The 24,721-nt window shown below is 63.5% G+C and carries 28 protein-coding genes and 1 pseudogene; 17 read left to right on the top strand and 12 right to left on the bottom strand.

The genetic code is table 11. The annotated features are described in order from the left end of the window. The first annotated feature begins 6 nt into the window (after positions 1-6). The 5 genes from gcvPB (at position 7) to moaD (ending at position 4,188) form a co-directional block, all read left to right on the top strand. Positions 7-1,479 (top strand): aminomethyl-transferring glycine dehydrogenase subunit GcvPB, encoded by a 1,473-nt coding sequence (gcvPB, locus tag CCR96_RS07385; RefSeq protein WP_201219341.1) that lies wholly within the window; start codon positions 7-9, stop codon positions 1,477-1,479. A 106-nt stretch (positions 1,480-1,585) separates the two neighbouring features. Then, positions 1,586-1,957: a diacylglycerol kinase gene (locus CCR96_RS07380; RefSeq protein WP_201219339.1), complete on the top strand. Its 372-nt coding sequence runs from the start codon at positions 1,586-1,588 to the stop codon at positions 1,955-1,957. A gap of 71 nt (positions 1,958-2,028) precedes the next feature. Beyond that, positions 2,029-2,559, top strand: coding sequence for a molybdenum cofactor biosynthesis protein B (gene moaB, locus CCR96_RS07375; RefSeq protein WP_201219337.1), 531 nt, complete (start codon positions 2,029-2,031; stop codon positions 2,557-2,559). Continuing rightward, positions 2,549-3,940, top strand: coding sequence for a molybdopterin molybdotransferase MoeA (locus CCR96_RS07370; RefSeq protein ID WP_242518681.1), 1,392 nt, complete (start codon positions 2,549-2,551; stop codon positions 3,938-3,940). The genes moaB and CCR96_RS07370 overlap by 11 nt, the downstream gene beginning before the upstream one ends. Beyond that, positions 3,937-4,188 carry a molybdopterin converting factor subunit 1 gene (gene moaD / locus CCR96_RS07365; protein WP_201219333.1) on the top strand — a complete coding sequence of 84 codons (252 nt, stop codon included), beginning with the start codon at positions 3,937-3,939 and terminating at the stop codon, positions 4,186-4,188. Before CCR96_RS07370 ends, moaD begins: the two co-directional genes overlap by 4 nt. 49 nt (positions 4,189-4,237) lie before the next feature. Here moaD and CCR96_RS07360 read toward each other — a convergent pair whose 3' ends face one another. From CCR96_RS07360 to CCR96_RS07350, 3 genes are all read right to left on the bottom strand, one after another. Beyond that, the gene (locus CCR96_RS07360; protein WP_201219331.1) at positions 4,238-4,855 is read right to left on the bottom strand and encodes a trimeric intracellular cation channel family protein; all 618 of its coding nucleotides are present in this window, start codon (positions 4,853-4,855) and stop codon (positions 4,238-4,240) included. Positions 4,856-4,919: 64 nt separating this feature from the next. Further along, complete coding sequence (locus CCR96_RS07355) at positions 4,920-5,426, bottom strand: GNAT family N-acetyltransferase (RefSeq protein ID WP_201219329.1); 507 nt, start codon at positions 5,424-5,426, stop codon at positions 4,920-4,922. Between the two features lie 12 nt (positions 5,427-5,438). Then, on the bottom strand, positions 5,439-5,723 hold the full coding sequence (locus CCR96_RS07350; protein ID WP_201219327.1) for a type II toxin-antitoxin system TacA family antitoxin: 285 nt from the start codon (positions 5,721-5,723) through the stop codon (positions 5,439-5,441). A gap of 269 nt (positions 5,724-5,992) precedes the next feature. Here CCR96_RS07350 and guaB point away from each other — a divergent pair, with 269 nt between their 5' ends. Further along, the gene (guaB, locus tag CCR96_RS07345; RefSeq protein WP_201219325.1) at positions 5,993-7,501 is read left to right on the top strand and encodes an IMP dehydrogenase; all 1,509 of its coding nucleotides are present in this window, start codon (positions 5,993-5,995) and stop codon (positions 7,499-7,501) included. A 31-nt stretch (positions 7,502-7,532) separates the two neighbouring features. On the opposite strand, the gene CCR96_RS07340 is transcribed toward guaB, so the two are convergent. The 8 genes from CCR96_RS07340 to CCR96_RS07305 all read right to left on the bottom strand — a co-directional run bounded on the left by CCR96_RS07340 (position 7,533) and on the right by CCR96_RS07305 (position 14,629). Then, positions 7,533-7,931: a 3D domain-containing protein gene (locus tag CCR96_RS07340; RefSeq protein ID WP_201219323.1), complete on the bottom strand. Its 399-nt coding sequence runs from the start codon at positions 7,929-7,931 to the stop codon at positions 7,533-7,535. Positions 7,932-8,038: 107 nt separating this feature from the next. Next, entirely contained in the window at positions 8,039-8,332 is a 294-nt protein-coding gene (locus tag CCR96_RS07335) for a YkgJ family cysteine cluster protein (RefSeq protein ID WP_201219321.1), read from the bottom strand. Then, a complete protein-coding gene (locus tag CCR96_RS07330; protein WP_201219319.1) occupies positions 8,325-8,459 on the bottom strand; it encodes a DUF2256 domain-containing protein in 135 nt (44 codons plus the stop codon). The genes CCR96_RS07335 and CCR96_RS07330 overlap by 8 nt, the downstream gene beginning before the upstream one ends. Then, a complete protein-coding gene (gene urtD, locus CCR96_RS07325; protein WP_201219422.1) occupies positions 8,456-9,229 on the bottom strand; it encodes an urea ABC transporter ATP-binding protein UrtD in 774 nt (257 codons plus the stop codon). The genes CCR96_RS07330 and urtD overlap by 4 nt, the downstream gene beginning before the upstream one ends. A 143-nt stretch (positions 9,230-9,372) precedes the next feature. Next, positions 9,373-10,497 (bottom strand): urea ABC transporter permease subunit UrtC, encoded by a 1,125-nt coding sequence (gene urtC, locus CCR96_RS07320; RefSeq protein ID WP_201219317.1) that lies wholly within the window; start codon positions 10,495-10,497, stop codon positions 9,373-9,375. An 18-nt stretch (positions 10,498-10,515) separates the two neighbouring features. Then, entirely contained in the window at positions 10,516-12,360 is a 1,845-nt protein-coding gene (urtB, locus tag CCR96_RS07315; protein ID WP_242518680.1) for an urea ABC transporter permease subunit UrtB, read from the bottom strand. 192 nt (positions 12,361-12,552) lie between these two features. Then, the gene (gene urtA / locus CCR96_RS07310) at positions 12,553-13,893 is read right to left on the bottom strand and encodes an urea ABC transporter substrate-binding protein (protein WP_207191897.1); all 1,341 of its coding nucleotides are present in this window, start codon (positions 13,891-13,893) and stop codon (positions 12,553-12,555) included. 286 nt (positions 13,894-14,179) lie between these two features. After that, positions 14,180-14,629 carry an energy transducer TonB gene (locus tag CCR96_RS07305; protein ID WP_201219312.1) on the bottom strand — a complete coding sequence of 150 codons (450 nt, stop codon included), beginning with the start codon at positions 14,627-14,629 and terminating at the stop codon, positions 14,180-14,182. Positions 14,630-14,821: 192 nt separating this feature from the next. Between CCR96_RS07305 and gloA the strand changes: the two genes are divergently transcribed. The 11 genes and pseudogenes from gloA to CCR96_RS25515 form a co-directional block, all read left to right on the top strand. Beyond that, positions 14,822-15,217 (top strand): lactoylglutathione lyase, encoded by a 396-nt coding sequence (gloA, locus tag CCR96_RS07300; protein WP_201219310.1) that lies wholly within the window; start codon positions 14,822-14,824, stop codon positions 15,215-15,217. A 153-nt stretch (positions 15,218-15,370) separates the two neighbouring features. Then, on the top strand, positions 15,371-16,015 hold the full coding sequence (locus CCR96_RS07295; protein ID WP_201219308.1) for a 2OG-Fe(II) oxygenase: 645 nt from the start codon (positions 15,371-15,373) through the stop codon (positions 16,013-16,015). A 171-nt stretch (positions 16,016-16,186) separates the two neighbouring features. Further along, entirely contained in the window at positions 16,187-16,450 is a 264-nt protein-coding gene (locus CCR96_RS07290; protein WP_201219306.1) for a DUF433 domain-containing protein, read from the top strand. Continuing rightward, a complete protein-coding gene (locus CCR96_RS07285; RefSeq protein ID WP_201219304.1) occupies positions 16,450-16,791 on the top strand; it encodes a DUF5615 family PIN-like protein in 342 nt (113 codons plus the stop codon). The genes CCR96_RS07290 and CCR96_RS07285 overlap by 1 nt, the downstream gene beginning before the upstream one ends. Positions 16,792-17,013: 222 nt before the next feature. Next, the gene (nifB, locus tag CCR96_RS07280; protein ID WP_201219302.1) at positions 17,014-18,687 is read left to right on the top strand and encodes a nitrogenase cofactor biosynthesis protein NifB; all 1,674 of its coding nucleotides are present in this window, start codon (positions 17,014-17,016) and stop codon (positions 18,685-18,687) included. Between the two features lie 28 nt (positions 18,688-18,715). After that, a complete protein-coding gene (locus tag CCR96_RS07275) occupies positions 18,716-18,994 on the top strand; it encodes a 4Fe-4S binding protein (protein ID WP_201219300.1) in 279 nt (92 codons plus the stop codon). Between the two features lie 149 nt (positions 18,995-19,143). Then, positions 19,144-19,428, top strand: a complete 285-nt coding sequence (locus CCR96_RS07270) for a 2Fe-2S iron-sulfur cluster-binding protein (protein WP_201219298.1) — start codon at positions 19,144-19,146, stop codon at positions 19,426-19,428. 82 nt (positions 19,429-19,510) lie between these two features. Continuing rightward, on the top strand, positions 19,511-19,858 hold the full coding sequence (locus tag CCR96_RS07265; RefSeq protein WP_200242674.1) for a 2Fe-2S iron-sulfur cluster-binding protein: 348 nt from the start codon (positions 19,511-19,513) through the stop codon (positions 19,856-19,858). Between the two features lie 3 nt (positions 19,859-19,861). After that, the gene (locus tag CCR96_RS07260; protein ID WP_201219296.1) at positions 19,862-20,533 is read left to right on the top strand and encodes a nitrogen fixation protein NifQ; all 672 of its coding nucleotides are present in this window, start codon (positions 19,862-19,864) and stop codon (positions 20,531-20,533) included. Next, the gene (gene draG, locus CCR96_RS07255; RefSeq protein WP_201219295.1) at positions 20,508-21,467 is read left to right on the top strand and encodes an ADP-ribosyl-[dinitrogen reductase] hydrolase; all 960 of its coding nucleotides are present in this window, start codon (positions 20,508-20,510) and stop codon (positions 21,465-21,467) included. The genes CCR96_RS07260 and draG overlap by 26 nt, the downstream gene beginning before the upstream one ends. Before the next feature lie 8 nt (positions 21,468-21,475). Beyond that, positions 21,476-21,677, top strand: a pseudogene (locus CCR96_RS25515) (hypothetical protein); the annotation flags it as partial. Positions 21,678-21,887: 210 nt separating this feature from the next. Here the strand turns inward: CCR96_RS25515 and pepN are convergent. Beyond that, positions 21,888-24,710 (bottom strand): aminopeptidase N, encoded by a 2,823-nt coding sequence (gene pepN / locus CCR96_RS07250; protein WP_201219293.1) that lies wholly within the window; start codon positions 24,708-24,710, stop codon positions 21,888-21,890. Positions 24,711-24,721: the final 11 nt, after the last annotated feature.

Raw genomic sequence — 24,721 nt, 5'->3', positions numbered from 1 at the left:
ACCGCCATGCTCATCCAAGAACACTCCCGCCCCGGCCGCCGCGCCACCGCGCAGGCGCCGCTCGCAACGCCCGATCCGGCCGAGCTGCCGCCAGCACGGCGCCGCAAGCAACGCGCCGCCCTGCCCGAGGTCTCCGAGCTGCAGGCGGTGCGCCACTACACCCGGCTGTCGCAGCAGAACTTCTCGATCGACACCCACTTCTATCCGCTCGGCTCCTGCACCATGAAGTACAACCCGCGCGCCTGTAACAGCCTGGCCTCGCTGCCCGGCTTCCTGGCGCGTCACCCCGCGGCACCGGAGAGCCACAGCCAAGGCATCATGGCCTGCCTGCATGAGCTACAAGCCATGCTGAAGAGCGTCACCGGCATGCACGCGGTCTCGCTGGCGCCAGCGGCTGGCGCCCAAGGCGAGCTGGCCGGGGTGATGATGATCCGCGCCTATCACGACGCCCGCGGCGATCACGCCCGACGCGAGATGCTGGTCCCCGACGCCGCCCACGGCACCAATCCGGCCTCGGCGATCATGGCCGGCTTCCAGGTCCGCGAGGTGCCGACCGGCCGCGACGGCGATGTCGACATCGATGCCTTGCGCGCGGTGGTTGGTCCGCAGACCGCCGGCATCATGCTCACCAACCCGAGCACGGTCGGCGTCTTCGACCGCAACATCCAAGCCATCGCCAAGACCGTGCACGAGGCCGGCGGCCTGCTCTACTACGATGGCGCCAACCTCAATGCCATCCTCGGCAAGGTGCGGCCCGGCGACATGGGCTTCGATGTCATCCACATGAACCTGCACAAGACCTTCTCGACCCCACACGGCGGCGGCGGGCCAGGCGCCGGTCCGGTCGGGGTCTCCAAGCGCCTCGAGCCCTATCTGCCGATCCCCCTGGTCGAGCAAGACGACGACGGCTATCACTGGCTCGACGAGGACGACCGCCCCGAGAGCATCGGCCGCCTCACTGCCTTCGGCGGCAACATGGGCATCCTGCTGCGCGCCTACATCTACGCGCGCCTGCTCGGCGCCGAGGGCATGCGCCGGGTCTCCGAGTTCGCCACCCTCAACGCCAACTATCTGCAGGCGAGGCTGCGCGCGGCCGGCTTCCAGCTCGCCTATCCGGAGCGACGCGCCAGCCATGAGTTCATCGTCACGCTGAAGAAGGAGGCCAAGGACTTCGGCGTCAACACCATGGATGTCGCCAAGCGCCTGCTCGACTATGGCTACCATGCGCCGACCACCTACTTTCCGCTGTTGGTGCCCGAATGCCTGCTCATCGAGCCGACCGAGACCGAGCCCAAGGAGGCGCTCGATGGGTTCGTTGAGGCGATGATCAAGATTCGCGCCGAGGCCGAGCACGAGCCCGAAACGGTCAAGCAGGCGCCGCATCACCTACCCGTGCGTCGACTGGATGATGTGCGCGCCGCGCGCCAGCTCGATGTCGCCTGGAAGCCTGCCGCAAGCCTTGCCGACAGCCAGCGCTGACCAGCGCTGGTCACCCAGCCGGCTCCCACGGCGCCGGCCGCTGCGTCCCGAGGGTCGGCAGCGCCGCACCCTAGCGACCAGATCAACAGCAAAGTGATACCCAACCATGGCCAACCACAATATCAGCGGATGGCGCCGGATCATCTATGCCTTCGGCTACTCGATGAAGGGCTTCAAGGCCTGCTATGAGCTCGAGGAGGCCTTTCGACAGGAGGTCTTCGTCCTTATCTTCATGATCCCGCTGGCGCTCTGGCTCGGCGAGTCGCCGATCGAGCGCGCCATGCTGGTCGGCAGCCTATTGCTGGTGCCGGTGGTCGAACTGCTCAACTCGGCGATCGAGGCCAATGTCGATCGCATTGGCCTGGAGCGCAATGAACTCTCGGCGCGGGCCAAGGATCTCGCCTCGGCGGCGGTGTTCATGAGCATCAGTTTTGCCACGACCATCTGGGCACTGATCCTGATCCCGCGCTGGCTGTGATCTTGGCGCCGACCCAGTGACTGAGCACTTGGACCCGACTTGGACCTGACTGAGTACTTGGACCCGACCGCATGAGCCAAACCCCCAACGACGCCCCCTTTCTGTCCCTGCCGATCGCGCTGGCGACGGTCTCCGACAGCCGCACGGCCGACAACGACAGCTCCGGCACCTATCTGCGCGAGCAGCTCAGCGCCGCCGGCCATCGGCTCGCCGATCAGGTCATCTGCAAGGATGACGTCTATCAGCTGCGCGCGCTGTTCTCGCGCTGGATCGCCGATCCCGAGGTGCGGGTCGTGATCAGCACCGGCGGCACCGGCATCACCGGCCGCGACAGCACCCCCGAGGCGATCGCGCCGCTGTTCGACAAGACCATCGATGGCTTCGGCGAGCTGTTCCGGCAGATCTCCCATCAAGAGATCGGCGCCTCCACGGTGCAATCGCGCGCCGTCGCGGGCATCGCCAACGGCACCCTGCTGTTCTGCCTGCCCGGCTCCACCGGTGCCTGCCGAACGGCTTGGGAGCAGATCCTGCAGCCGCAGCTCGACAGCCGTACCCGGCCCTGTAATTTCGCCCAGCTCATCGCGCGCTTCAATGAGCGCTGAGCGCATGGTCAAGGGCAGGCATGACAACCCGCATGGCGCGGCCACTGGGTCCACCGCCGCGACCCGCTCCGCCGGCCGCCCATCCGTCAACGATTGCGAGGCCAGCCAGACCGCTCAGTCCGGCACGCGATCGCCGGCCAGCAAGCCGCTCAGCGTCGAACAGGCCTCGGCACGGTTGCTGGCCGCGGCGCGCGCCATCAACGACGTTGAACAGCGACCAACAATGGACTGCCTTGGCCGCGTGCTCGCCGAGCCGGTCATCAGCGGCACCGATCTGCCCGGCTGGGATCACAGCGCGATGGACGGCTATGCCCTGCGCATCGCCGACCTGCAAGCCAGTGATGGCTGGCTACCGATCAGCCAACGCATCGCCGCGGGTCAGTGCGGCACCCCGCTCGCCCCAGGCAGCGCCGCGCGCATCTTCACCGGGGCACCGCTACCCGAGGGCGCCGACACCGTTGTGGTGCAGGAGGTCTGCACCCCGGAAGGCGACGGACTGCGGATCGACCCCAGCACCAAGACCGCCATCAACGCGGGTGACAACATCCGCCGTCGTGGCGAAGAGCTGCGTGCTGGCACGGCGGTGCTCAGCGCCGGCACCCGGCTCGGCGCTCAGCATCTGGGGCTCGCCGCCGCGGTCGGCGCCGCCGAACTGCGCGTCTACCGCCGGCTGCGCGTCGCCGTGCTCGCCAGCGGCGACGAGCTGGTGATGCCCGGCGAGCCGCTGGGACCAGGCCAGATCTACAACTCGAACCGCTTTCTGTTCCGTGCCCTGCTGCAGGGACTCGGCTGCGAGGTCATTGATCTGGGCATCATCGCGGATGACCGCGGCGCGACGCTCGCCGCCCTCAGCACGGCCGCCGAGCAGGCGGACCTGGTCATGGCCAGCGGCGGCGTCTCGGTCGGCGAGGAAGATCATGTACGCCCGGCGGTCGAACAACTCGGCCGCCTCGATCTTTGGCGGGTCGCGATGAAACCGGGCAAGCCGCTCGCGTTTGGCCATCTCGGCGAAACCCCCTTCATCGGCAGCCCCGGCAACCCGGTCTCGCTGTTCGTCACCTTCTGCCTCTTCGCCCGACCCTTCATCGAGCGGATGCAGGGCCTAGCCGCCGCCGGACTCCCGACGCCGCGCTGGCTACCCGCCGGTTTCGAGTTGAACAGTCCAATCAACCGGCGCGACTATCAGCGCGCGCGACTGGAGATCGATGCGCAGGGCCAGGCCCGCGTGCAGCGGTTTCATAGCGGCTCATCGGCCGCGCTCAGCTCGCTGACCTGGGCCAATGGCTTGGTGATCATCCCGCCAAACCAACCCATCGCCATCGGCGACCTGGTCGCCTTCCTGCCGTTCAGCGAGCTACTGCCCGGAACTCAGCCTCAATGATTCAAGTGCGCTATTTCGCCAGCCTCCGCGAACAGCTCGGACGCGATGCCGAAGCCATCGAGCCAAGCACGGAAGCCAGCGTCGCCGAGCTGAGGGCGTTGCTCTGTGCGCGTGGCGAGCCTTGGGCAACAGCGCTGGCGCCAGAGCAGCGCATCCTCGCGGCGGTCAATCAGGAAATGGCACGCCCGGATAGCCGCGTTGCCGATGGTGACGAACTGGCCTTCTTCCCGCCCGTAACCGGCGGTTGAAGGCCGATGGGTAGCGCTACGATGTGCAAGCGTCCAAACAGCCGCTGGCTCAGCGCGGCCGGTTGATGAGGGCGTCTGGCATCCGCCAGTGGTAGTGGATGGCGAGCATGCGGATCAGCACAATGGTTGCCGCGCCAACCGCATAGCCGAGATCGGGCGACAGTCCGAGGAACTGAGTGGTCAGCGCCTGCAACAGCAGCCCGATGATGATCGGCGTCGCATAGAGTTCGGGCGAGACCAGCAGCGTCTCGCGCCCGGTCAGGGTGTCGCGCAGCAGGCCACCGCCAATCCCGGTGATCACCCCCATCGCCAGCGCATGGGCGGGCGGCAGTCCCAGCTCGCTACTCTTGATGAAGGCGCCGGAGGCAAACAGCGCCACCCCCATCGCATCCAAGTAGGCGAGCAGATTCCCATGCGCATCCAGATGCGCGCGCCCCAGGAAGGCGAGCACCCCGGTAAGCGTGGCACAGGTCATGAAGGCGGGATCATGCAGCCAGAACACCGACGTATCGAGCATGAGATCGCGCAGGGTGCCGCCACCGAGCGCGGTGACAATGGCGACCACCACCGCGCCAAACAGATCGATGCGGGTGCCCATGGCGGCAAGAATGCCCGACGCCGCAAAGGCGGCGGTCGCGACCAGACCGAGGAGATAGAGGATATCCATTGTGGCGATTATCGCGCTGTTTGGGTTTCACCCTAGAGCGAACCAGGGGAGCGACACTTGCGCTTCAACTTTCGCTCAATTCGAGGAACGCGTCGAGCGGCAGGAACAGCGTTCTGGGTCGGCTCGGTAATGGAATGAAGCCAAACTTGCGATAGAAATCGGCCGCCCGATCATCCAGTGCGTCGACGACCACCGCGTAGACCGCCATCAGGTGACTGGCGCCGGCGACACGCCGCAGGGCGTCCGCCAGCAGAAGAGCGCCGATTCCTTGACCTTGGTCGGCAATCGCGACGGCCAAGCGTCCGAGTAAGACCACCGGGACCGGATAGCGAGGTAAACGGCGACGATAGGCATCGGGCAATGCCTCGGCATCAAGGCTGCCCGCGCTGAGGCTATAGAAGGCGACGATCTGTCTTGGTGTCTCAGCCGCAACCGCCACGAAGACACGATTGACTCGGCGTCTGATGTCCTGGCCAGCGTAACGATGGAGATACTGATCGAGTGAGGGCTCGCCGCAATGAAAGGACTTGCGCTCATGCTCCTTGTCCAGTGGAAGGATACGCAGGTCCATATTGACGGGCGATCACCGCTGTACGCGCTTGCGATGCTCGGTGAATGCCTGTCGCAGCCGGGCGTTCGGCTCTGGCGGATGCTCGAGTGCATCCAGGAACACCTGCCAGTCCGCATCGCTCAGCCGCAGGGTCTCGTGCTCCAGGATCACCGTATCCGCCGCGTCCAGTGCCCGACTCAGAACGAATTCTGAGAGACTTCTATTCACATACGCGGCCGCCCGCTCGAGCTTCTGCTTGGACTCACCATCGAGCCGGATATGCAGGCGCTGCGCTTTGAGGGGTTGTGCTGTCGTCATGGCGCTGGTTCAAGGTTGAGGGCAAGCTCGGGACCGTACGCCACATGTGCGTGCGCTGCAAGCCGCGCCCAACCTCGTGGGCTAGCCGGCCCAGCCTCGGGTTCCAACGCTGAGCGGTCAGCCAGCGCCGAACAACGAGCGAACGCTGTTGGCCGTTTCCGTTCGCCGGACAGGTGGTAGGCTAGCCGCTGGCACAGGCGACGCCGCGGACATTGGGCGTCCGGATGAGGTCGCGGAGCACGATCATGAGCGCAACCGGAGACTGACACATGGCAACGACTAGCCGGCAAAACCTGGACGATGCCTTCGCCGCCGCGCCGGACGAGGCGAGCTTCTGGACCGGCCGGACCTTCGATGATTTCCTGTTCCGGCCGCAGAAGACGGCGTCGCAGACCCGCCGCACGATCAGCGTCGAGTCGCTGCTGACGGCGGAGATCGCGTTGGATCTGCCGATCGTCTCATCGAACATGGACAGCGTCACCGGCGCCGAGATGGCGCGAGCGATGGCCATGCACGGGGGCATCGGGGTCGTGCATCGCGGCATGAGCATCGAGCGCCAGGCCGCCGAGGTCGCCGTGGTGAAGCGCAGCCAGAGCGCGGTGATCGACAGGCCGCTGTGCCTGCCGCTGGGCACCAGCGTCCGCCAAGCCCGGCGTTTCACGCGGCAGCACGGCATCACCGGCATCCTGATCGAGACCGCCAGCGGCTCCAATGTGCTGGCCGGCCTGCTCTCGAACCGGGACACGCCGGTGCACGGTGCTGACGAGGATCGCCTGGTCGACGAGTTCATGACCCCGCTATCGCGCTTGGTGACCGGCGCGCCGGACATCTCCATCGACGAGGCCGAGCGGCTGATGTTCGAGCACCGCATCGAGCGCCTGCCGCTCATCGATGACGCGCATCGCATCCAGGGGCTGATCACCCGCCGCGACATCAATCTGAACCGCAAACAGCCCGGCGCCAGCAAGGATAGCGCCGGCCATCTGCGCTGCGCCGCGGCGGTCGGCGCGCGCGGCGATTACCTGGAGCGGGCCGCGGCGCTGCTGGAGGCTGGGGCCGATCTGCTGTTCGTCGACATCGCTCACGGACACTCAGTGATCATGGAGCAGGCGGTTGCCGGGCTGCGCGGCCAGTTTGGCGGCGTGCCGCTGGTGTGCGGCAACGTCGCGACGGGCGCGGGCGCGCGCTTCATGCGCGAGATCGGCGCCGATGCCATCAAGGTCGGTGTCGGACCCGGCCGCGGCTGCCGCACGCGCTTGGAAACGGCGGCGGGCGTGCCGCAGTTGCAGGCCATCCGCGAGGCCTATCTCGCCGTCGGTGACAGCGTGCCGATCGTGGCCGACGGTGGCGTGAAGACCGACAAGGACATCTTTCTTGCTCTGATCTGTGGGGCGTCGACGGTGATGCTCGGCAGCGCGCTGTCCGGCACCGACGAGGCGCCGGGCCAGGTGATCCAGGACCCAGCGACCCACATGAAGAAGAAGATCTACCGCGGCATGACCTCGCCCGAGGCGGTACTGGAAGCACTCTACGACAGCAGCGACAGCGACGCGCTCGACGCGGCGCTGGACATCCCGCCCGAAGGTCAGGAGATCCAGGTGCCGTACCGCGGCAGCGTCAGCAGCATCCTGCAGCGCATCCGCGGCCACCTGCAGTCATCGGTGAGCTACGGCGGCGAAACCACGCTGGCCGCGGTGCGGGCGAAGGTGCTGCCTGATCCGTCCGCGTTCCTGGTGCCGCTGAGCGCCGCCGCGCGCATCGAATCCTACGAGCGCTGAGCGCCATTGCATCCGGGGGTCGCCTGATTGATTACCAGCGGATGACAACCTGTTTTTTGCCCCACTCCCGCGCGCGCTCGAGGTTGTCGCCCATGTAGATGTCGATCCGTCGCTTCCAACGCTTGTTCATCTTATCCCGAACCTTATAGACACCAGGCAAGCCTTCGATCTTGACCTCAACGCCATTGTTCAAACCACGTTCGAGCAGATCACGCGAGACAGCGATCGCCTTCTCGCCGGGGGTGAGCCTGTTGTTCCAGGCCGCCATGTAGGGGTCGCCGCTGGTTTCCGAGGGGCGTGACGTATAGGCCGTTGCAGTAACCTCAAGACTGTGACGCGGGGCCAATAGCAGATAACCAATGACGACGAGGCTCAACAGCGCAACCAGTGCAACTGAGCCAGCAAGCCAAAGCCGGGGGTTGGACATCATCGCTTACGCCTCTCCAGGTGTTGCCATCAAATCTAGACAGAGCGTCGCTGCGCTGACCGGCCGCCAACAACATAGAGGACTCACAGAGAGGGCTCACAGAGAGGGCTTCAGCAAAGGTCGCACTCGACGCGGGCAGCGAGACATTCGGCGCCGCCCATCGCCACATCACGACAGAGCTGAGGCCGCATGCTGTAGATCGAGCACCGCAGACGCTGGCGGTCGAGCGCGATGCACCAGCCATCGTCAAGGCGCTCCATGACCTCGGCGCCCCAGGCATCGAGCACCACGAAATGGTTGGGCACGCGGGTATCGCCCAGTAACAAGACCTCCTTGCGACAGCAGCAGGCTTGGCAATCCTCGCAGTGGACCCTTGGATCGACAACCTCGCCGGAGTCAACCATGGCGAGATCCACGTCGACAGCGCTCGCTACAGTATTTCACCTGATCCCAGCAGGCCGCCCATTTGCGACGCCAACGGAACGGCCTGCCACAGACGGGGCAGATCTTCCACGGCAGGTTGGTCTTCATTCCCCCAGATAGACCTCGACAACGCGCGGATCATTCTGCACCTCATCCATGCTGCCCTCGGCCAACACCGAGCCCTGGTGCAGCACGGTGACGCGCTTGGCGATCGAGCGCACGAAGTCCATATCGTGCTCGACCACGACCACCGTGTGCTTGCCAGCCAGCGAGGTCAGCAGCTCGGCGGTGCGCTCCATCTCTTGATGGGTCATGCCGGCGACCGGCTCGTCGACCAGCAGCAGATGCGGGTCTTGCATCAGCAGCATGCCGATCTCGAGCCATTGCTTCTGCCCGTGCGAGAGGGTACCGGCCTCGCGCCGCGCCAGCTCGCGCAGGCCGATGATGCCGAGCACCTCGTCGATCCGGTCGCGCTCTTTTCCCGTCAGCCGCGCGAGCAGCGTCGGAAAGACACGCTTGTCCGCCGCCATCGCCAGCTCCAGGTTCTCGAACAGGCTATGGTGCTCGAACACGGTCGGCTTCTGGAACTTGCGCCCGATGCCGACCTCGGCGATCTCAGGCTCGGTCAGCTTGAGCAGATCGATCTTCTGGCCGAAGAAGGCGCTGCCCGAATCGGGCCGGGTCTTGCCGGTGATGATGTCCATCATCGTCGTCTTGCCGGCGCCATTGGGTCCGATTACGCAGCGCAGCTCGCCGGCATCGATGTAGAGGTTCAGTTCATTGATCGCCTTGAAGCCGTCAAAGCTGACGTTGAGCCCATCGAGATAGAGGATCGGGCCGTGACTGACATCCAGCTCAAGATCCTTGGCGCGGATCATAAAGCTGAACTGCCGGTCGCGCCGGGTCAGTTCCTTGAAGTCCTGGCCGAAACCTTGCCAGAGCTGTTTGGGGCCGCTGAAGTCGAAGGTGCGATCACTGTGGAGCAGATCGCGGCTCGATCCGCGGCCGGAGTCGCTGTTGGTCATGTGGTGGCCTCCCGCTGAATCGTCTCGGGCTGGGCACGGCGCCGCCGCAAGGTCTTCAGCAATCCGGCGATGCCCGCGGGCAGGAACACGGTCACCAGCACGAACAATCCACCGAGCACGAACAACCAGGCCTCGGGGAAGGCGCCGGTGAAGACCGTCTTGCCATAATTGACCAAGACCGCGCCGATCACCGCGCCATACAGGGTCGCGCGGCCACCGATGGCCACCCAAACCACCAGCTCGATCGAATTCAACGGCGAGAACTCGCCGGGATTGATGATGCCGACCTGAGGCACATAGAGCGCGCCCGCCACGCCGGCCAACACCGCCGAGAAGGTCCAGATCGCCAGCTTGACCCGATCCACCCGATAACCGATGAAACGCACCCGCGATTCGGCATCGCGCACCGCGACCGCGACCCGACCGAGCTTCGAGGTGACGACCCAACGGCAGGCCCAATAACCGAGCGCCAAGGCCAATGCCGAGGCCAGGAACAAGCCGATGCGGGTGCCATCCGCCTGCAGATCGAAGCCGAGCAGGTCCTTGAAGTCGGTCAGTCCGTTATTGCCGCCAAAGCCCATCTCGTTGCGGAAGAAGGCCAGCATCAGCGCATAGGTCAGGGCCTGGGTGATGATCGACAGATAGACGCCGGTGACGCGCGAGCGAAACGCCAACCAGCCAAACACGAAGGCGAGCAGCCCAGGGACCAGCAGGATCATCAGCGCCGCGTACCAGAACTGATCGAAGCCCTGCCAGAACCAGGGCAACTGCTGCCAGTCGAGAAAGACCATGAAATCCGGCAGCAGCGGGTCACCATAGACGCCGCGGTCGCCGATCTGGCGCATCAGGTACATGCCCATCGCATAGCCGCCGAGGGCAAAGAAGGCGCCATGACCCAGACTCAGAATCCCAAGATAGCCCCAGACCAGATCGACCGCCACGGCCAGCAGCGCATAGGTCAGGTACTTGCCAAGCAGGGTCACCGTGAAGGTGCTGACATGCAGCGGATTCCCCTCCGGCACCAGCAGATTCAGGATCGGTACCAAGATGGCGATCAGCGCCAGCACGGCCAGCATGATCTGGCCGCCGGTATCGCCCTTGAGTGGTTGCAACAGGCCCATGTTGAAGGTTCTCGGTTATTAATCAGCCGCCGCACGGCCGCGCTGCGGGAAGAGTCCGCGCGGGCGCTTCTGGATGAACAGGATGATGAACACCAGCACCAGGATCTTGGCCAGCACGGCACCAGCCCAAGGCTCCATCAGCTTGTTCGCGACACCCAGCGTCATGCCCGCGACCAGGGTGCCCCAGAGATTGCCGACACCGCCAAACACCACCACCATGAACGAATCGATGATGTAGGCCTGGCCCATGTTCGGGCCGACGTTGGTCAGTTGCGACAATGCCACGCCGGCGACCCCGGCGATGCCAGCGCCCAGCCCGAAGGTCAGCGCATCAACGCGCGCTGAGTGCACCCCCATCGCCCGCGCCATGGCCCGGTTCTGCGACACCGCCCGCACCTGCAAGCCGAGCGCGGTGCGCTTGAGCACCAGCAACAGCAGCGCAAAGACGATGAGCGCGAACAGCAGGATGTAGAGCCGGTTATAGGTCAGCGCCAGCCCTGGATTGAGCTGCAACGAGCCGCTCATCCAGCTTGGGTTCTGCACCACCACGTTCTGCGCCGAGATGGTGGTGCGCACCAGTTGCTGCAGGATCAGGCTGATACCAAAGGTGGCGAGCAGGGTTTCCAAAGGTCGCCCGTAGAGGAAGCGGATCACCGTGCGTTCGATGGCGACACCGAAGGCACCCGAGACCAGGAAGGCCGCCGGCACCGCGACCAACAGCGACCAGTCGGTCAGCCCCGGCATCGCCTGCTGCACCAGATAGGTGGTATAGGCGCCGATCATGATCAGCTCGCCATGGGCCATGTTGATCACCCCCATGACGCCAAAGGTGATCGCCAGCCCGATTGCCGCCAGCACCAGCACCGAGCCCAGGCTCAGACCAAAGAACAGGGTCTCGATACTGCTATTGAGTTGGCGCTTGCGATCGATCGCATCCAGCGCCGCTTTGGTCGCGGCGAGGACCTCGGGGTCCTGCTCTGATTCGAGCAAGGCATTCAGCGCATTCCGAGCCTGCGGATAGAGATTGCCATGGAGCACCTCGATGGCCGCCAAGCGGCTGTCACTATCCGGCTGTTTGAGATCCGCGATGGCGACCACCAAGGCCAGCACCTCCGTCACCTGCCGGTCGTCTTCCGCGGCAAGCTGCCCGCGCACGGCGCTGATCACCGAGGGATCATCGCTGCCAACCATCTCGCGCGCCGCCCGCAGGCGCAGCGCCGGGTCTGGACTGGCCAGGGTCAACGCCGCGATCGCTGTACGCAAAGCACCGCGCATCCGATTGTTGACGGTAATCTTGCGCACATCACGGCGCCCGACCTCGCCGAGGGCCTCGCCGCTGAGCGCATCGGTCAAGGCCCAGCCGCGACTGCCCGCCGGCGCGACATAAACAACGCGATCATCAGCCGTGCGATAGTAGAGATCTCCCGCGAGCAGCGCTTTTAGCAGCGGGATTGCTCGTGCATCACCACTGTCGGCGATGGCTTGAGCCGCGGCTTCCTTGACCTTGAACGAGGTCTCCGTCAGCTCGGAAACGCGTTCGTCGAAGGTGGCGGTAAGATCGGGTTCTGATCCTGTTTCCGGGTCCAGATCCGGTTCAGATGCTTCGGCTTCGGCCATCAAATTCTTTGCAGGCTCAGGTGCCGCGCTCGCAGCGATGTCATTTGCCACATCAGCTCCGGCATCAGCAACGGGACCAGGCATGCTGGACTCGGCCACCGAACTCGCTGTGAGCTTTGCTGCCGAGCCTGAGGCTGGATCGATTGGCTGATTGTCGGCCGCGCCTGTGGCTGTCATCAGCAACAGCAAGAAGCCAAGCGCCATCGCCAAAGCAGGGCCACTGCCGCCAAACACAAACCTAGACATAGGGCTCATCAACCGCGCGAGGTGATCTAAGGGATGGACGTTGCCGTGTGATTCGGATCGGGACTTTACCAGCAACTAACGTGACCAGAGCGCCATCCCTGGCCTCCGATCCTATGCGGCGTCGAACGCAAACACCGGCTGCTCGTTCTCCAGCTGCGCGTTTCTAGTGTCTAGACGCCCCGATGTTCAAGACTACTCCTTCGCCGCCTGCTCGCTGCCAAGGCATTTTTTCGTCTTGGTATTGTAGTTGCCGCAGTTGATCGGGTCCGTCCAATCGGCGATCAGATCCTTCGAGCCTTCCAGATAGTCCGACCAGGCATCACCCGGCACCGCTTCCTCGGTCTGGTAGACGATCGCAAACTGACCATCATCCTGGATCTCACCGATCAGCACCGGCTTGGTGATGTGATGGTTGGGCAGCATCTTCGCCGTCCCGCCACTGAGATTGCTGGTGGTCAGGCCGATGATCGCATTTTCAACCGCGTCGGTGTCGGTGGTACCCGCCTTCTCGACCGCCTGCACCCAGAGATCGAAGCCGATCTTGTGCGCCTCCATCGGATCATTGGTGACCCGATTCGAATCATCGATAAACCCATGCCAGGTCTCGATGAAGGCATCGTTCTCATCGGTCGGCACGCTCATGAAGTAGTTCCAGGCCGCCAGATGACCGACCAGCGGGCCGGTGTCGATGCCGGAAAGCTCTTCCTCGCCCACCGAGAAGGCGATCACCGGGATGTCCTCAGCCGAGATGCCCTGATTGCCTAACTCTTTATAAAACGGCACGTTGGCATCGCCGTTGATGGTCGAGACCACTGCGGTCTTCTTACCCTCGGAGCCGAATTTCTTGATATCGGCGACGATCGACTGCCAGTCGGAATGTCCGAATGGCGTGTAGTTGATCATGATGTCCTCCTCGGCGACACCGTTCTGCTTCAGGTAGGCCTCGAGGATCTTATTGGTGGTGCGCGGATAGACGTAGTCGGTGCCCGCCAGCACCCAGCGCTCGACCCCCAGCTCATCCTTCAGATAGTCAACCGCCGGAATCGCCTGCTGATTTGGCGCAGCACCGGTGTAGAAGACATTCTTCGACGATTCTTCACCCTCATACTGCACCGGATAGAACAGCAGGCCGTTCAGCTCCTCGAACACCGGCAGCACCGATTTGCGCGACACCGAGGTCCAGCAGCCAAACACGGCGGCGACCTTGTCTTTCTGTAACAACTCGCGCGCCTTCTCGGCGAACAGCGGCCAGTCCGAGGCGGGATCGACCACCACCGCCTCAAGCTTTTTGCCGAGCACCCCGCCTTTCTCGTTCTGCTCCTCGATCAGCATCAGCACCGTATCCTTCAGCGTCGTCTCGCTGATCGCCATGGTGCCGGAGAGAGAGTGCAGCACGCCGACCTTGATGGTCTCATCGTCGGCCGGGTCCACCGCGGGCGCGGCATCTTCAGCGAATCCGGACAGCGACGCGGTCAGCCCAAGCGCGATGCCGGCGCTCAGCAGCAGAGGTTTGAAAGACGGGATCGAAATCATCCAGTGTCTCCTAATCATGGTGAGTCTTAGAACATCAGTGGTCGGCCAAAGCTGCCGCCTGGCGGCATTAAGCAAATATCAGACCATAAAAACAACCAACTGATATTAAAGAAGAAGATTGGCCCACAAGAGCATGAATCGAGCAGTCATGCACCAGACCTGAGCAATCGCCGTCGCCTTGGTGCAAGCCTCTGCACCAGATTGGCAAGCACCCGAGCTAGGCGGCTTGGTGCATGTGAAGTACGCAGCGCCACCGCGATTCAGTCGCGGCGCCAGCAGGCCACCATTAGGGGCGCAGCACCAGATTGAAGTCGCGGAATGGCTCGAAGTCGGAGCCGCTCGGCACAGGCAGTGGCGAGGCGTCGTAGATCGCATTCACGACCGACTGATCGAACATCGGATTACCGCTGCTGGTGACGATCGTTACCTGATTGTTGATGACCTTACCACCTGGCTCGAGCCGCACATTGACGATTGGTGCATTGCCCTCCCAGGTTCCAGCTGGGTGCACCCAGAATTGCCGAATCCGCTCCTGGATCGCCGGAACCCAGCGGCTGGCGATCTCCTCAGTTGGCGCAGTTGGCCCTGAGCCAGGCCCTGAGCTTGATGGCGCCTCCGGGGCTAGCAGCTGTATCTCTGGCAACAGCGCCCGCGCGCCATAGAGCGCCGCCAGTGTCAGCGCATTGGCCAGCAACACGGCAACGAAAACGATCGCAAACAATTTTCCAGTGCCCATAGCTACTCCTCTATCAGTTCAAAGACGTCGTCGTCATCCCCACGTTCTTCAGCATCGCTCGGTAACGGAATCGATCGTGATCGCGATCGCGACCGAAGCACGCACAATCGACCAACGGTCCGACCGGCGAGCCATCCGGCGACACCACCCTATCAACCAGCCTTCTCCTCTCAACCGAGGTCCGAGAACACCATGCGCATCCTGCACACCATGCTCCGCACCGGCAACCTGCAACGCTCCATCGACTTCTACACCAAGCTGCTTGGCATGAAACTGCTGCGCCAAAAAGACTATCCAGCCGGCGAGTTTACCCTCGCCTTCCTCGGCTACGGCGATGAGTCCGAACAGACCGTCATCGAGCTGACCTACAACTGGGGCGTCGAGCACTATGAGCTCGGCGATGCCTATGGCCATATCGCGATCGAGGTCGAGGATGTCTATGAGGCCGCCGCGCGCATTAAGGCCCAAGGCGGCGAGATCCTGCGCGAGGCGGGTCCGATGAACGCTGGCACCACCATCATCGCCTTCGTCAAAGATCCCGACGGCTATCCAATCGAGCTGATCGGCGCCAAGCAGACAGCCGGCTAGATCAGCGGCATCGTCGCGGATTGCAGCCTGGGCGCCAGCCATCGAACGGACCGCGATCAGCCGCAATCGCGCGCTCAGCTGCTACAAAATCGCTCGACCCGCCGCAACATTGCGCGCAGACTTCGGCATCCATTCCCTCCGAGTCTCGCGCACTTGGCCCATCCCGCCTCTTCCCTGCCACCCGAACAACCACCCGAGCTCGCCGAGCAGATCGCCGCCACCCTCACCGAGCAGGGCTGGTGTGTAACCGATGGCTTCCTCGCACCACTGCACATCAGCCAGCTTCGCCATGAGGCGCAACAGCGCTGGCAGGCCGGACGTTTCCGACGCGCGGGCGTCGGCCGCGGTGAGGATCTCAAGGTGCGCGACGAGGTCAGAACCGACCGCGTCGACTGGCTCGACCCGAACGAGCTCAGCGCTGCGCAGCGCCTCTATTGGAGCCAGCTCGAGCAGTTACGGCTAGCGATCAACCGTAGACTGTTCCTCGGTCTCTACGAGCTCGAGGCGCATCTGGCGGTTTATCCACCCGGCACCTATTACCGCAAGCACCTAGACCAATTTCGCGGCATCGGCGAGCGCACGCTGAGCTGCATCCTCTATCTCAACGATGCCTGGCAGGCGCAGGACGGCGGCGCGCTGCGGCTCTATACTGATCCGGATCGCCCTGAGCTGAGCGAGCTGATCCTGCCCGAAGGCGGTCGCCTGGTGACCTTCTTCAGCGCCCGGTTTCTGCACGAGGTGGAGCCCGCGCAGCGCGAGCGCTTCAGTCTCACCGCTTGGTTCAAGCGGCGCAGCTAGCCCAGCGGGCAAGATGGTGCACTCAGGTGCACTCATGACAGCAATCGCTGCTCCAGCAGCATCAAGCGCTTGCCTCCAAGACGCATTTACGTCTCTGGCTATTCCTAAGATTCAAGGAATTCGACGATACTCATGCTAAACGAGGGCAACCAGACTGAGAGTACCGCCGTGATGACGACCACAAGCGAAAGCACACTAACAACCACCTATACCAGCGGCAGAATCACCGTCCATCCAGACCTCTGCAATGGCCAACCAACCATTCGTGGCTTGCGCATCACCGTCGAAACGATTCTCGGCTTCCTCAGCGCCGGCGAATCACGCGAAGAGATCCTGAGCCAGTATCCCTCCCTCGAGCCTGCAGACATCGATGCTTGCCTAAGCTTCGCCGCCGACCTGATGAAGCACCGTTACAGCTTGAAGCACGTCGCCTGATGGCGCAGTTTCTAATCGACGTCAACCTGCCCTACCGGTTCGCGCTCTGGGCCAATGAAGACTGCATACACATGCGCGACATTGGAGAGACCTGGAGTGACTCCGAGATCTGGCGCTATGCACGAGAACACGACCTGATCATCGTCACCAAGGATACTGACTTCTCGGATCGCATCATGGTCAGCGAGCCGCCACCGCGTGTGGTGCATATCTGCTTCGGAAATATGCGGATGCGGCAATTTCATGGGCTGATGACCCGCCTTTGGCCGCAGATCATGGAATTGACGACAACCAACAGGCTGGTGCGCGTTTATCAGGATCGGATTGAAGCGCTCGCCTAAGGCTCTACAGCTCGCGAACGCAAGAGACCAGGTCGCAGACCCGACAACAGACGCCTATGCGGTGTCAGCCTCCTCACAGAGGCTTCGGCAGCCCTGCTCTGATCATTGCCGAATCAATCGCTTAGCCTTAAACTCACACCGGGCACGCCGTTTGCTTATTGATCCCTATACAGCCTAGCGCGTCACACATGCGACGCCGTCAGACTTTACGGGGATCGAGACATGGTGCAAGCGGTAACCACTCTGAAGACAGAGCGGCGAAAGGTAGAGAGCGGGCCAGCCAGTGGCTGTGCATCCAGCGGCTGCGGCAGCCGTTCAGACAAGCTCGCGCATCTGCCCGCGGCGATTCGCGCCAAGGTCAACGACCATCCCTGCTTCTCCGAAGACGCCCACCATCACTATGCGCGCATGCATGTGGCGGTAGCGCCAGCCTGCAATATCCAGTGCCACTACTGTAATCGCAAGTACGACTGCTCCAATGAATCGCGCCCGGGCGTGGTCTCAGAGCTGCTGACGCCCGAGCAGGCGGTCCAAAAGACGCTGGCCGTCGCCGCTGCGATCCCACAGATGAGCGTGCTCGGCATCGCCGGCCCGGGTGATCCGCTCGCCAACCCGGAGCGGACCCTCGCCACTTTCCGCGCGCTGTCCGAGAAGGCCCCCGACATCAAGCTCTGCGTCTCGACCAATGGCCTCGCGCTGCCGGAGCTGGTCGACGAGATCTGCCAGCACAACATCGACCACGTCACCATCACCATCAACTGTGTCGATCCCGAGATCGGCGCCAAGATCTATCCCTGGATCTTCTGGAACAACCGTCGCATCAAAGGGGTCAAGGCGGCGCGCATCCTCATCGAACAGCAGCAGAAGGGCTTGGCGATGCTCGCCGAGCGCGGCGTGCTGGTCAAGGTCAACTCGGTGCTGATCCCCGGCGTCAACGACGAGCACCTGAAAGAGGTCAGCCGCGTGGTCAAGGCCAAGGGTGCCTTCCTGCACAACGTCATGCCGCTGATCGCCGAGGCCGAGCATGGCACCTTCTACGGTCTGATGGGTCAACGTGGCCCAACCCATGACGAGCTACAGTCCCTACAAGAGGCCTGCAGCGGCGACATGGCGATGATGCGCCACTGCCGCCAATGCCGCGCCGATGCGGTCGGCATGCTGGGCGAGGATCGCGGTGCTGAGTTTTCGATCGAGAAGATCGAGCAGATGGACATCGACTACGCCGCCGCGATGGAGCGCCGCGCCACGGTGCATGCCGAGATCGAGGCCAAGCGCCAAGCTCAACGCGAGGCGAGCCGGCAGGCAACGCAGACCTCAGGTAGCGAAGTCTTCGTGGCGCTCGATGCGCTCACTCGCCGTCGCCCGGCAGCGCCTTCGACCGAGCCCAACCTGGTGTCCGCCGCGGCATCGGAAACAACACCACTCGCAACCCAAACAGCAACGCCGATCGTCGCCGCTCGGACGGCCTCGTCACGCACCAAGGCACCGACGGGCACGACCAGCCACCCCCTGCGCATCGCCGTCGCCAGCAGCGGCAGCGGGGTGATCAACCAGCACTTCGGGCATGCCCGTGAATTCCTGGTCTACGAGGCCGACGCCCAAGACGTGCGCTTTATCGGTACCCGCCGGGTCCAGGCCTACTGCACGGGCGATGAGACCTGCGGCGAAGCCGACTCAGCGCTCGCCGGCACCCTGCGTGCGCTCGAGGGCTGCGTCGCCGTGCTCTGCTCGAAGATCGGCATCGAGCCTTGGGACGCGCTTGAGGCCGCCGGCATCGCACCGAACGGCGAGCACGCGATGGAGCCGATCGAGACAGCCGTCGCCGCTGTCTACACCGAGCTCACCGCAAGCGGCGCCCTTGAACGGGCCGAGCCCATGCGTGCGCTGAGCGCTTAAATCAGCCCCAAGCGAATCAGGAAACACCATGGCTTACCAAATAACCGATGGCTGCGTGAACTGCTGGGCCTGTGAGCCGCTGTGCCCAAGCCAGGCGATTCAGGCCGCCAAGCCACACTTCATCATCGACCCAAGCCAGTGCAGCGAATGTGCCGGCGACTTCGCCGAGCCGCAATGCGCGAGCATCTGCCCGATCGAGGGCGCCATCCTCGATGCCCGTGGCATCCCAGTGAATCCGCCCGGCTCACTGACCGGTATCCCACCCGAGCGCTGGAACGCGACCATGGCCGAGATCCGCGCTCGTTAAGCCGTTATCGGCCCCGTTTAGAGCAACGCCCGCGTGAGCAGCCCCGCCCCTGAACAGATGCGCGAGCGTCTGCACGAGCGTCGTCAGACGGCGCCCGATGGTCTCAACCCACGACTCCATTGCAACCAAAACCAAGAGGAATACACGACATGGCCAAGGCCAAAATCACCTTTCAGGACATCGAGCAGACCGTCAACGTCCCGGCCGGCATCCGCGTCATCGACGTCTCCGAGAAGATCGGCGCCGGCATCATCTATGGCTGCCGCGAGGGCGATTGCGGCACCTGCATGATGCACGTGGTCGAAGGCTGGAACAATCTGACCGAGCCCTCGGTGCTCGAAGAAAAGGTGCTGCGCGAGAACATGGCCAGCCGCCACGACCGCCTCGCCTGCCAAGCCCAGATCATCGGCGATTGCACCGTCAAACCGGCCTAGCTAGCGCTCATTCAAGCGCAGCGGCGCAGCACATCTAGCGCATCCCAGCTCAGATCAACCCATCCAACGCGGAGCCCTATCCATGGCACTCGTGACCTTTTCAAACCCCGACTACAAAGACAAGACCGTCTACGCGGTCGCCGGCAGCCACACCGAGACCCTGCTCAAGATCGCCAAGGAGAACAAGATCCCGGTACAATTCGACTGCCAAGACGGTGAATGCGGCCATTGCCTGGTGCGCGTGACCAGCGTCGACGACAAGGACCGCATGGGCTATTTCCTCACTGATAAAGAACAGACGGTGCTCAAGGAGCTCGGCAAGCTCACGCAAGAGCAGATCGACCAGCTGCACGTTGACGATATGCCCAGTGAATGGCGTCTGGCCTGCCAGATGATCGTGCGCGACGAAGACGTCCTCGTCGAGTACTGACCCATGCCGCCGTCGGCTCCAGCCCCCTCAGCGCCCATCCTCGCGGCAAGCACCAACCGGGTGCCCACCGCAGGCGGCTGCCCAGGATCAGTGCCGGATGCAACGGCGGAGCATTGGCGGCACTGGCTCCTGTCCCTTGCCGCCGGCCATCGAAATGACAGCCTTTTGGCCTCAATGCTCGCAAGTCAATGCGTGGGCCTCGGCGCCATGCCAGACTGGCTCGGCCTCAGGCCAGAGGCGTTCAAACAGCTGGTCGCCTATCACTTCCCGGCACTGCGACAGACCGCGCTTGCGCAGCCACAGCGCCCACTCGATCCAGAGCGGACTGACGAGCGGGACGAACTGGTTCGGCTCTTGCTTCAGGTATCAGACAAGGGACCCGGTAATTTCAACCTGCAGCCGGGCCCGCAGCAGCGCTGGATGGCCGAGATCATCGCTGCGGGCTGTATGGGAAGCGACCACCTCTGGCAAGACCTTGGACTCTGGAATCGCGCCGAGCTGAGTCGGCTGATGGAACAAAACTTCCCCGCCGTTGCCCAGAAAAACGTCCACGACATGAAGTGGAAGCGCTTCCTGTACAAACAGCTGTGCGAGGCCGAGGGCATCTACAGCTGCCGTTCACCCTCCTGTGAGGTCTGCGTCGACTACCATGCTTGTTTCGGGCCTGAGAACTGAATTCCTCCTGCTGGCCGAGAACGGCAGCGGTGATCAGATCAAGCGTCGTGCCATCGGCGCCTATCTGGGCCTTGCCGTCGGCGATGCACTTGGCGCCACCGTCGAGTTCATGACCCCGCGCGAGATCCGCGACCAATTCCGCGAACATCGCGACATCAAGGGCGGTGGCTGGCTGCGCCTGCGCAAGGGCCAGGTCACCGACGACACCGAGATGGCGCTCGCACTCGGCGACAGCATCCTCACCGTCGGCGAGGTCAACGCCCAAGCCGCAGCCGAGGCCTTCAGCGGCTGGATGCGCAGCAAGCCGATCGACATCGGCAATACCGTGCGCCGAGGCATCGCTCATTATCGACGAACCGGCGAGTGGACCTCCCGGGAGAGCGAGTTCGATGCCGGCAATGGCGCCTGCATGCGCTGCTTACCCGTCGCCTTAGCCACGATTGGCGCCGATGTCGATGACGTCGCCGAGGCCAATCGGCGCCAAGCCCACGTCACCCACAACAACCAAATCTCCGACGCCGGCACCCTCTGCGTGATCCGCATGGTCCAGGCCAGCCTGCTCGGCGGCACGCGAAAAGACCTCAAACTGCTGGCAGACGGATTGGTCGCCGAAGAGCCGGTCTTCGCCTACGACCGCAAGCGCATCGAGAACCCCAGCGGTTTCATCGCCGACACCCTGCGCACCGTGTTCCAAGCGCTGTTCGCGACCGACGATCTCGAATCCGCGCTCATCGATGTCGTCAACCGCGGCGGCGACGCCGACACTACTGGCGGCATCCTCGGCATGATCGCCGGCGCCCTTTACGGTCCCGCCAGCCTCCCCGCGCGCTGGGTGCGCACTCTCGACCCGGAGGCTCGTCAGCGCTGCCTCTTGCAGGCCCAGCAACTGCTCAAGCTAGCGCCGCTCTGCAACGCGCGAGCGGTGACTGGCTAAACGCCGACCATGTCAACACCATGGAAGGGTTTTGGTCGCTGCTACGCTCCTGGCTGCGTCCGCATCGTGGCCTCTCACAGGAAAAACTCCCTCTGTACCTCGGGGTTCTTCGAATTCGTGCACAACGTCAGACAACGGGGACGAGCCTTGCTGGGGGCGCTCCTCGAGACGTTATTACAGCCGGAAGCATGTCCTCAAAACCCACAATGAGCCTAAATGTTTTATGCGGGCAGTCGCCGTTATTACAGATGTAACGTTTTTTCGCTCACGAAGAAATCTTTGCTCTGAGCGGAATGGTATCCATCCGTGGCTCTCGTCTGAAACGACTGGAGACACGATAGAGCAGCAGGACAATCAGGCTCAGCCGAACACTCGCGCTCGACATCCAGTTCCAGTCCAACATCGACTTAGCCCATCAACTTAGCCCAGACTCTTGGACACCACCTCATAGACATCGTTGGAAAGCCCTTCCACCTCGAGGATGCGCTCGAGCTGGGCGCGCATCTGCTGCTGGCGGCCCTCATCGTAGCGACGCCAACGTGTCATTGGGTAGAGCAGTCTCGAGGCGATCTGCGGATTCAGCGGATCAAGCTCGAGGATGCGGTCGGTGAGGAAGCGATAGCCAGTGCCATCAGCGGCATGAAAGCGCACCGGGTTGCCGGCGGCGAAGGCGCCGATCAGGGCGCGCACGCGGTTCGGATTCGTGAGCGAGAAGTCTGGGTGCGTCAACAGCTGCTCGACTCGCGCTAGCGTATCAGTCTGGCTACTTTGCGCCTGCAGTGCGAACCATTTATCCAGCACCAGGGGCTCTCCCGACCAGCGCTGATAGAAGGCTGCGAGCAGCTCCTCGCCAAGATCTCTGCCCTCCTGCTCGCCCCGAGCACCAGCGCCTACGACGGCGCCAATGCCAGCACCAAATAGACCAGTCACTACGGCGACCCCTACCGCCTGTTCTGAAACACCCGCCTGAGCGTCGGCGGAAGTCGGCGCGGGCGCCTCGATCAGCATGCGTAGCGCCGCAATCACATCGGTCATGTTCTGCTGCGCCTCGAACTGACGCTGCGCCAGGCTCAGCCCCTCGGCATCACCGGCGCGCACCAGATAGCTCAAGCAGAGGTTGCCGAGCGCACGGCGGCCCATCGACGCATGGCTCAGGTCGAAGCCGACGTCGCTGCGGGTGCGTCTGTAGGCGGCCAGCAGCGGCTCGCGCAGGGTGCGACCAATCTCGGCGGCGAGGGCCTGGCGGGCACGATGGATGCCATCGACATCGACCACCTGCATCTGATCGCCGAGATAGCTCTCGGATGGCAAGCTGAGCACTTCGGCGATCAGTGCGGCATCACTGGTCTTGGCTGCGCCGGCAGGATCAATCGCATCGGTGGCACCGCCGGCAGTGGTGGCGGTGGCATCTGAGAGCGCCCGCTCAAAGGCCGCGATGAAGCTATCCGGCACCGCCAACGCCGGGTCGGCCACCATCGCCAGCAACAGGCGCTGAGCCAGCGTCTGTGCCGCGTCCCAGCGATTGAAGCCGTCGCTGTCATGCGCCATCAAGAAACTCAGCTGCTCATCGGTGTAGGGATAACAGACCTGCACCGGCGCCGAGAAGCCACGCAGCAGCGAGGGCACTGGCTGCGCGGCGAGTCCGGTAAAAACAAAGGTTTCGACTGGTTGGCGCAGCTCGAGCATGCGTGTGCCGGGTGCCGCGGCTTTGGTCTCGCCTTGCAGCTGCAGCGGCAGATCCTGGCCATCGGCATCGAGCAGTCCGAGGGCGAGCGGGATATGCAACGGCTGCTTCTCGGCTTGGCCGGGCGTGGCCGGCGTGTGCTGCCGCACCTCGAGCTGATAGGTACCGGCCACCGGATCATAGCGATCGGAGCAGTCGAGCTGTGGCGTTCCAGCTTGGCGGTACCAGCGCTTGAACTGGGTCAGGTCGATGCCACCGGCGGACTCCATGCAATCGACGAAATCATCGGTCGTCACCGCTTGGCCATCGAAGCGCTCGAAATAGAGATCGGTCGCCTTGCGGAAGCGCTTTGGACCGAGCAGATGGGCCTGCATGCGCACCAGCTCAGCGCCTTTCTCATACACCGTCGCGGTGTAGAAGTTGTTGATCTCGATATAGGAATCAGGGCGCACCGGATGCGCCATCGGGCCTGAGTCCTCCGGAAATTGGCGCGCACGGAGCATGCGCACATCCTCGATGCGCTTGACCCCGCGCGAGCCCATATCGGCCGAGAACTCCTGGTCGCGATAGACGGTGAAACCCTCCTTCAGGCTGAGCTGGAACCAATCCCGGCAGGTGATGCGGTTGCCGGTCCAGTTGTGGAAATATTCATGCGCGACCACGCCCTCGATGCCAGCGAAATCCGCATCCGTTGCCGACTCAGGGCTCGCCAGGATGTACTTGGCGTTGAAGACATTGAGCCCCTTATTCTCCATCGCGCCCATGTTGAAATGGCTGACGGCGACGATGTTGAACACCTCCAGATCATACTCGCGACCATAGCGCTCCTCGTCCCAGCGCATGGCGCGGATCAGCGACTGCATCGCATGCGCGCACTTCGCCTCGTTGCCGGGCTCGACATAGATCCGCAACGGCACGCGACGGCCAGAGGCGGTCTTGAACGTCTCCTCGACCGCGCTCAGCGCGCCAGCGACAACGGCGAACAGATAGCTCGGCTTCGGGAAGGGGTCGTCCCAGTGGACGCAAAGCCGGCCATCTGCAAGCCTTTCCTCACCAGCCGGGTTGCCATTTGCTAGCAGCACCGGATAACGCTCGGGGTCAGCGATCAGAGTAACCCGGTAGGTCGCCATCACGTCCGGGCGATCGAGGAAGTAGGTGATGCGCCGAAAGCCCTCGGCCTCACATTGGGTGCAGAGCATACCGCCGGAGACGTAGAGCCCCTCCAACGCCGTGTTGGCACTCGGATGCAACCGCACCCGGGTCTGTAGCTGGAACCGATCCGGCACCCGGCGGACGATCAGGTGATCCTCCTCGACCTGAAACTCGGCAGGCGCCAGCGACCGATCGTTCAGGCTGATTGTCTTAAGTTCGAGCTGTTCGCCATCCAGCCGCAGATCACCATTGCCGCGGGTCGCAGCCGGATTACGTCGCAGACTGAGTTCCGCCTCGACCTCGGTGTGCTGATCGTCAAGCTCGAACCGCAGTGCGACGGTATCGATCAGGAATTCCGGCGGTCGATAGTCGCTGAGGCGGATAACGGGTGGTGTCGTGCGATACATCGGCGTAATGA

The organism is Halochromatium roseum (assembly GCF_016653315.1).
Lineage (GTDB): Bacteria > Pseudomonadota > Gammaproteobacteria > Chromatiales > Chromatiaceae > Lamprobacter > Lamprobacter roseus.
This window is presented reverse-complemented; position numbering and strand designations above follow the sequence as displayed.

Excerpts from the sequence above, each read along its gene's own strand:
- gcvPB (WP_201219341.1), top strand. The coding sequence starts at position 7 with ATGCTCATCCAAGAACACTCCCGCCCCGGCCGCCGCGCCACCGCGCAG.
- CCR96_RS07380 (WP_201219339.1), top strand. The coding sequence starts at position 1,586 with ATGGCCAACCACAATATCAGCGGATGGCGCCGGATCATCTATGCCTTC.
- moaB (WP_201219337.1), top strand. The coding sequence starts at position 2,029 with ATGAGCCAAACCCCCAACGACGCCCCCTTTCTGTCCCTGCCGATCGCG.
- CCR96_RS07370 (WP_242518681.1), top strand. The coding sequence starts at position 2,549 with ATGAGCGCTGAGCGCATGGTCAAGGGCAGGCATGACAACCCGCATGGC.
- moaD (WP_201219333.1), top strand. The coding sequence starts at position 3,937 with ATGATTCAAGTGCGCTATTTCGCCAGCCTCCGCGAACAGCTCGGACGC.
- CCR96_RS07360 (WP_201219331.1), bottom strand. The coding sequence starts at position 4,855 with ATGGATATCCTCTATCTCCTCGGTCTGGTCGCGACCGCCGCCTTTGCG.
- CCR96_RS07355 (WP_201219329.1), bottom strand. The coding sequence starts at position 5,426 with ATGGACCTGCGTATCCTTCCACTGGACAAGGAGCATGAGCGCAAGTCC.
- CCR96_RS07350 (WP_201219327.1), bottom strand. The coding sequence starts at position 5,723 with ATGACGACAGCACAACCCCTCAAAGCGCAGCGCCTGCATATCCGGCTC.
- guaB (WP_201219325.1), top strand. The coding sequence starts at position 5,993 with ATGGCAACGACTAGCCGGCAAAACCTGGACGATGCCTTCGCCGCCGCG.
- CCR96_RS07340 (WP_201219323.1), bottom strand. The coding sequence starts at position 7,931 with ATGATGTCCAACCCCCGGCTTTGGCTTGCTGGCTCAGTTGCACTGGTT.
- CCR96_RS07335 (WP_201219321.1), bottom strand. The coding sequence starts at position 8,332 with ATGGTTGACTCCGGCGAGGTTGTCGATCCAAGGGTCCACTGCGAGGAT.
- CCR96_RS07330 (WP_201219319.1), bottom strand. The coding sequence starts at position 8,459 with ATGAAGACCAACCTGCCGTGGAAGATCTGCCCCGTCTGTGGCAGGCCG.
- urtD (WP_201219422.1), bottom strand. The coding sequence starts at position 9,229 with ATGATCCGCGCCAAGGATCTTGAGCTGGATGTCAGTCACGGCCCGATC.
- urtC (WP_201219317.1), bottom strand. The coding sequence starts at position 10,497 with ATGGGCCTGTTGCAACCACTCAAGGGCGATACCGGCGGCCAGATCATG.
- urtB (WP_242518680.1), bottom strand. The coding sequence starts at position 12,360 with ATGTCTAGGTTTGTGTTTGGCGGCAGTGGCCCTGCTTTGGCGATGGCG.
- urtA (WP_207191897.1), bottom strand. The coding sequence starts at position 13,893 with ATGATTTCGATCCCGTCTTTCAAACCTCTGCTGCTGAGCGCCGGCATC.
- CCR96_RS07305 (WP_201219312.1), bottom strand. The coding sequence starts at position 14,629 with ATGGGCACTGGAAAATTGTTTGCGATCGTTTTCGTTGCCGTGTTGCTG.
- gloA (WP_201219310.1), top strand. The coding sequence starts at position 14,822 with ATGCGCATCCTGCACACCATGCTCCGCACCGGCAACCTGCAACGCTCC.
- CCR96_RS07290 (WP_201219306.1), top strand. The coding sequence starts at position 16,187 with ATGACGACCACAAGCGAAAGCACACTAACAACCACCTATACCAGCGGC.
- CCR96_RS07285 (WP_201219304.1), top strand. The coding sequence starts at position 16,450 with ATGGCGCAGTTTCTAATCGACGTCAACCTGCCCTACCGGTTCGCGCTC.
- nifB (WP_201219302.1), top strand. The coding sequence starts at position 17,014 with ATGGTGCAAGCGGTAACCACTCTGAAGACAGAGCGGCGAAAGGTAGAG.
- CCR96_RS07275 (WP_201219300.1), top strand. The coding sequence starts at position 18,716 with ATGGCTTACCAAATAACCGATGGCTGCGTGAACTGCTGGGCCTGTGAG.
- CCR96_RS07270 (WP_201219298.1), top strand. The coding sequence starts at position 19,144 with ATGGCCAAGGCCAAAATCACCTTTCAGGACATCGAGCAGACCGTCAAC.
- CCR96_RS07265 (WP_200242674.1), top strand. The coding sequence starts at position 19,511 with ATGGCACTCGTGACCTTTTCAAACCCCGACTACAAAGACAAGACCGTC.
- CCR96_RS07260 (WP_201219296.1), top strand. The coding sequence starts at position 19,862 with ATGCCGCCGTCGGCTCCAGCCCCCTCAGCGCCCATCCTCGCGGCAAGC.
- draG (WP_201219295.1), top strand. The coding sequence starts at position 20,508 with ATGCTTGTTTCGGGCCTGAGAACTGAATTCCTCCTGCTGGCCGAGAAC.
- pepN (WP_201219293.1), bottom strand. The coding sequence starts at position 24,710 with ATGTATCGCACGACACCACCCGTTATCCGCCTCAGCGACTATCGACCG.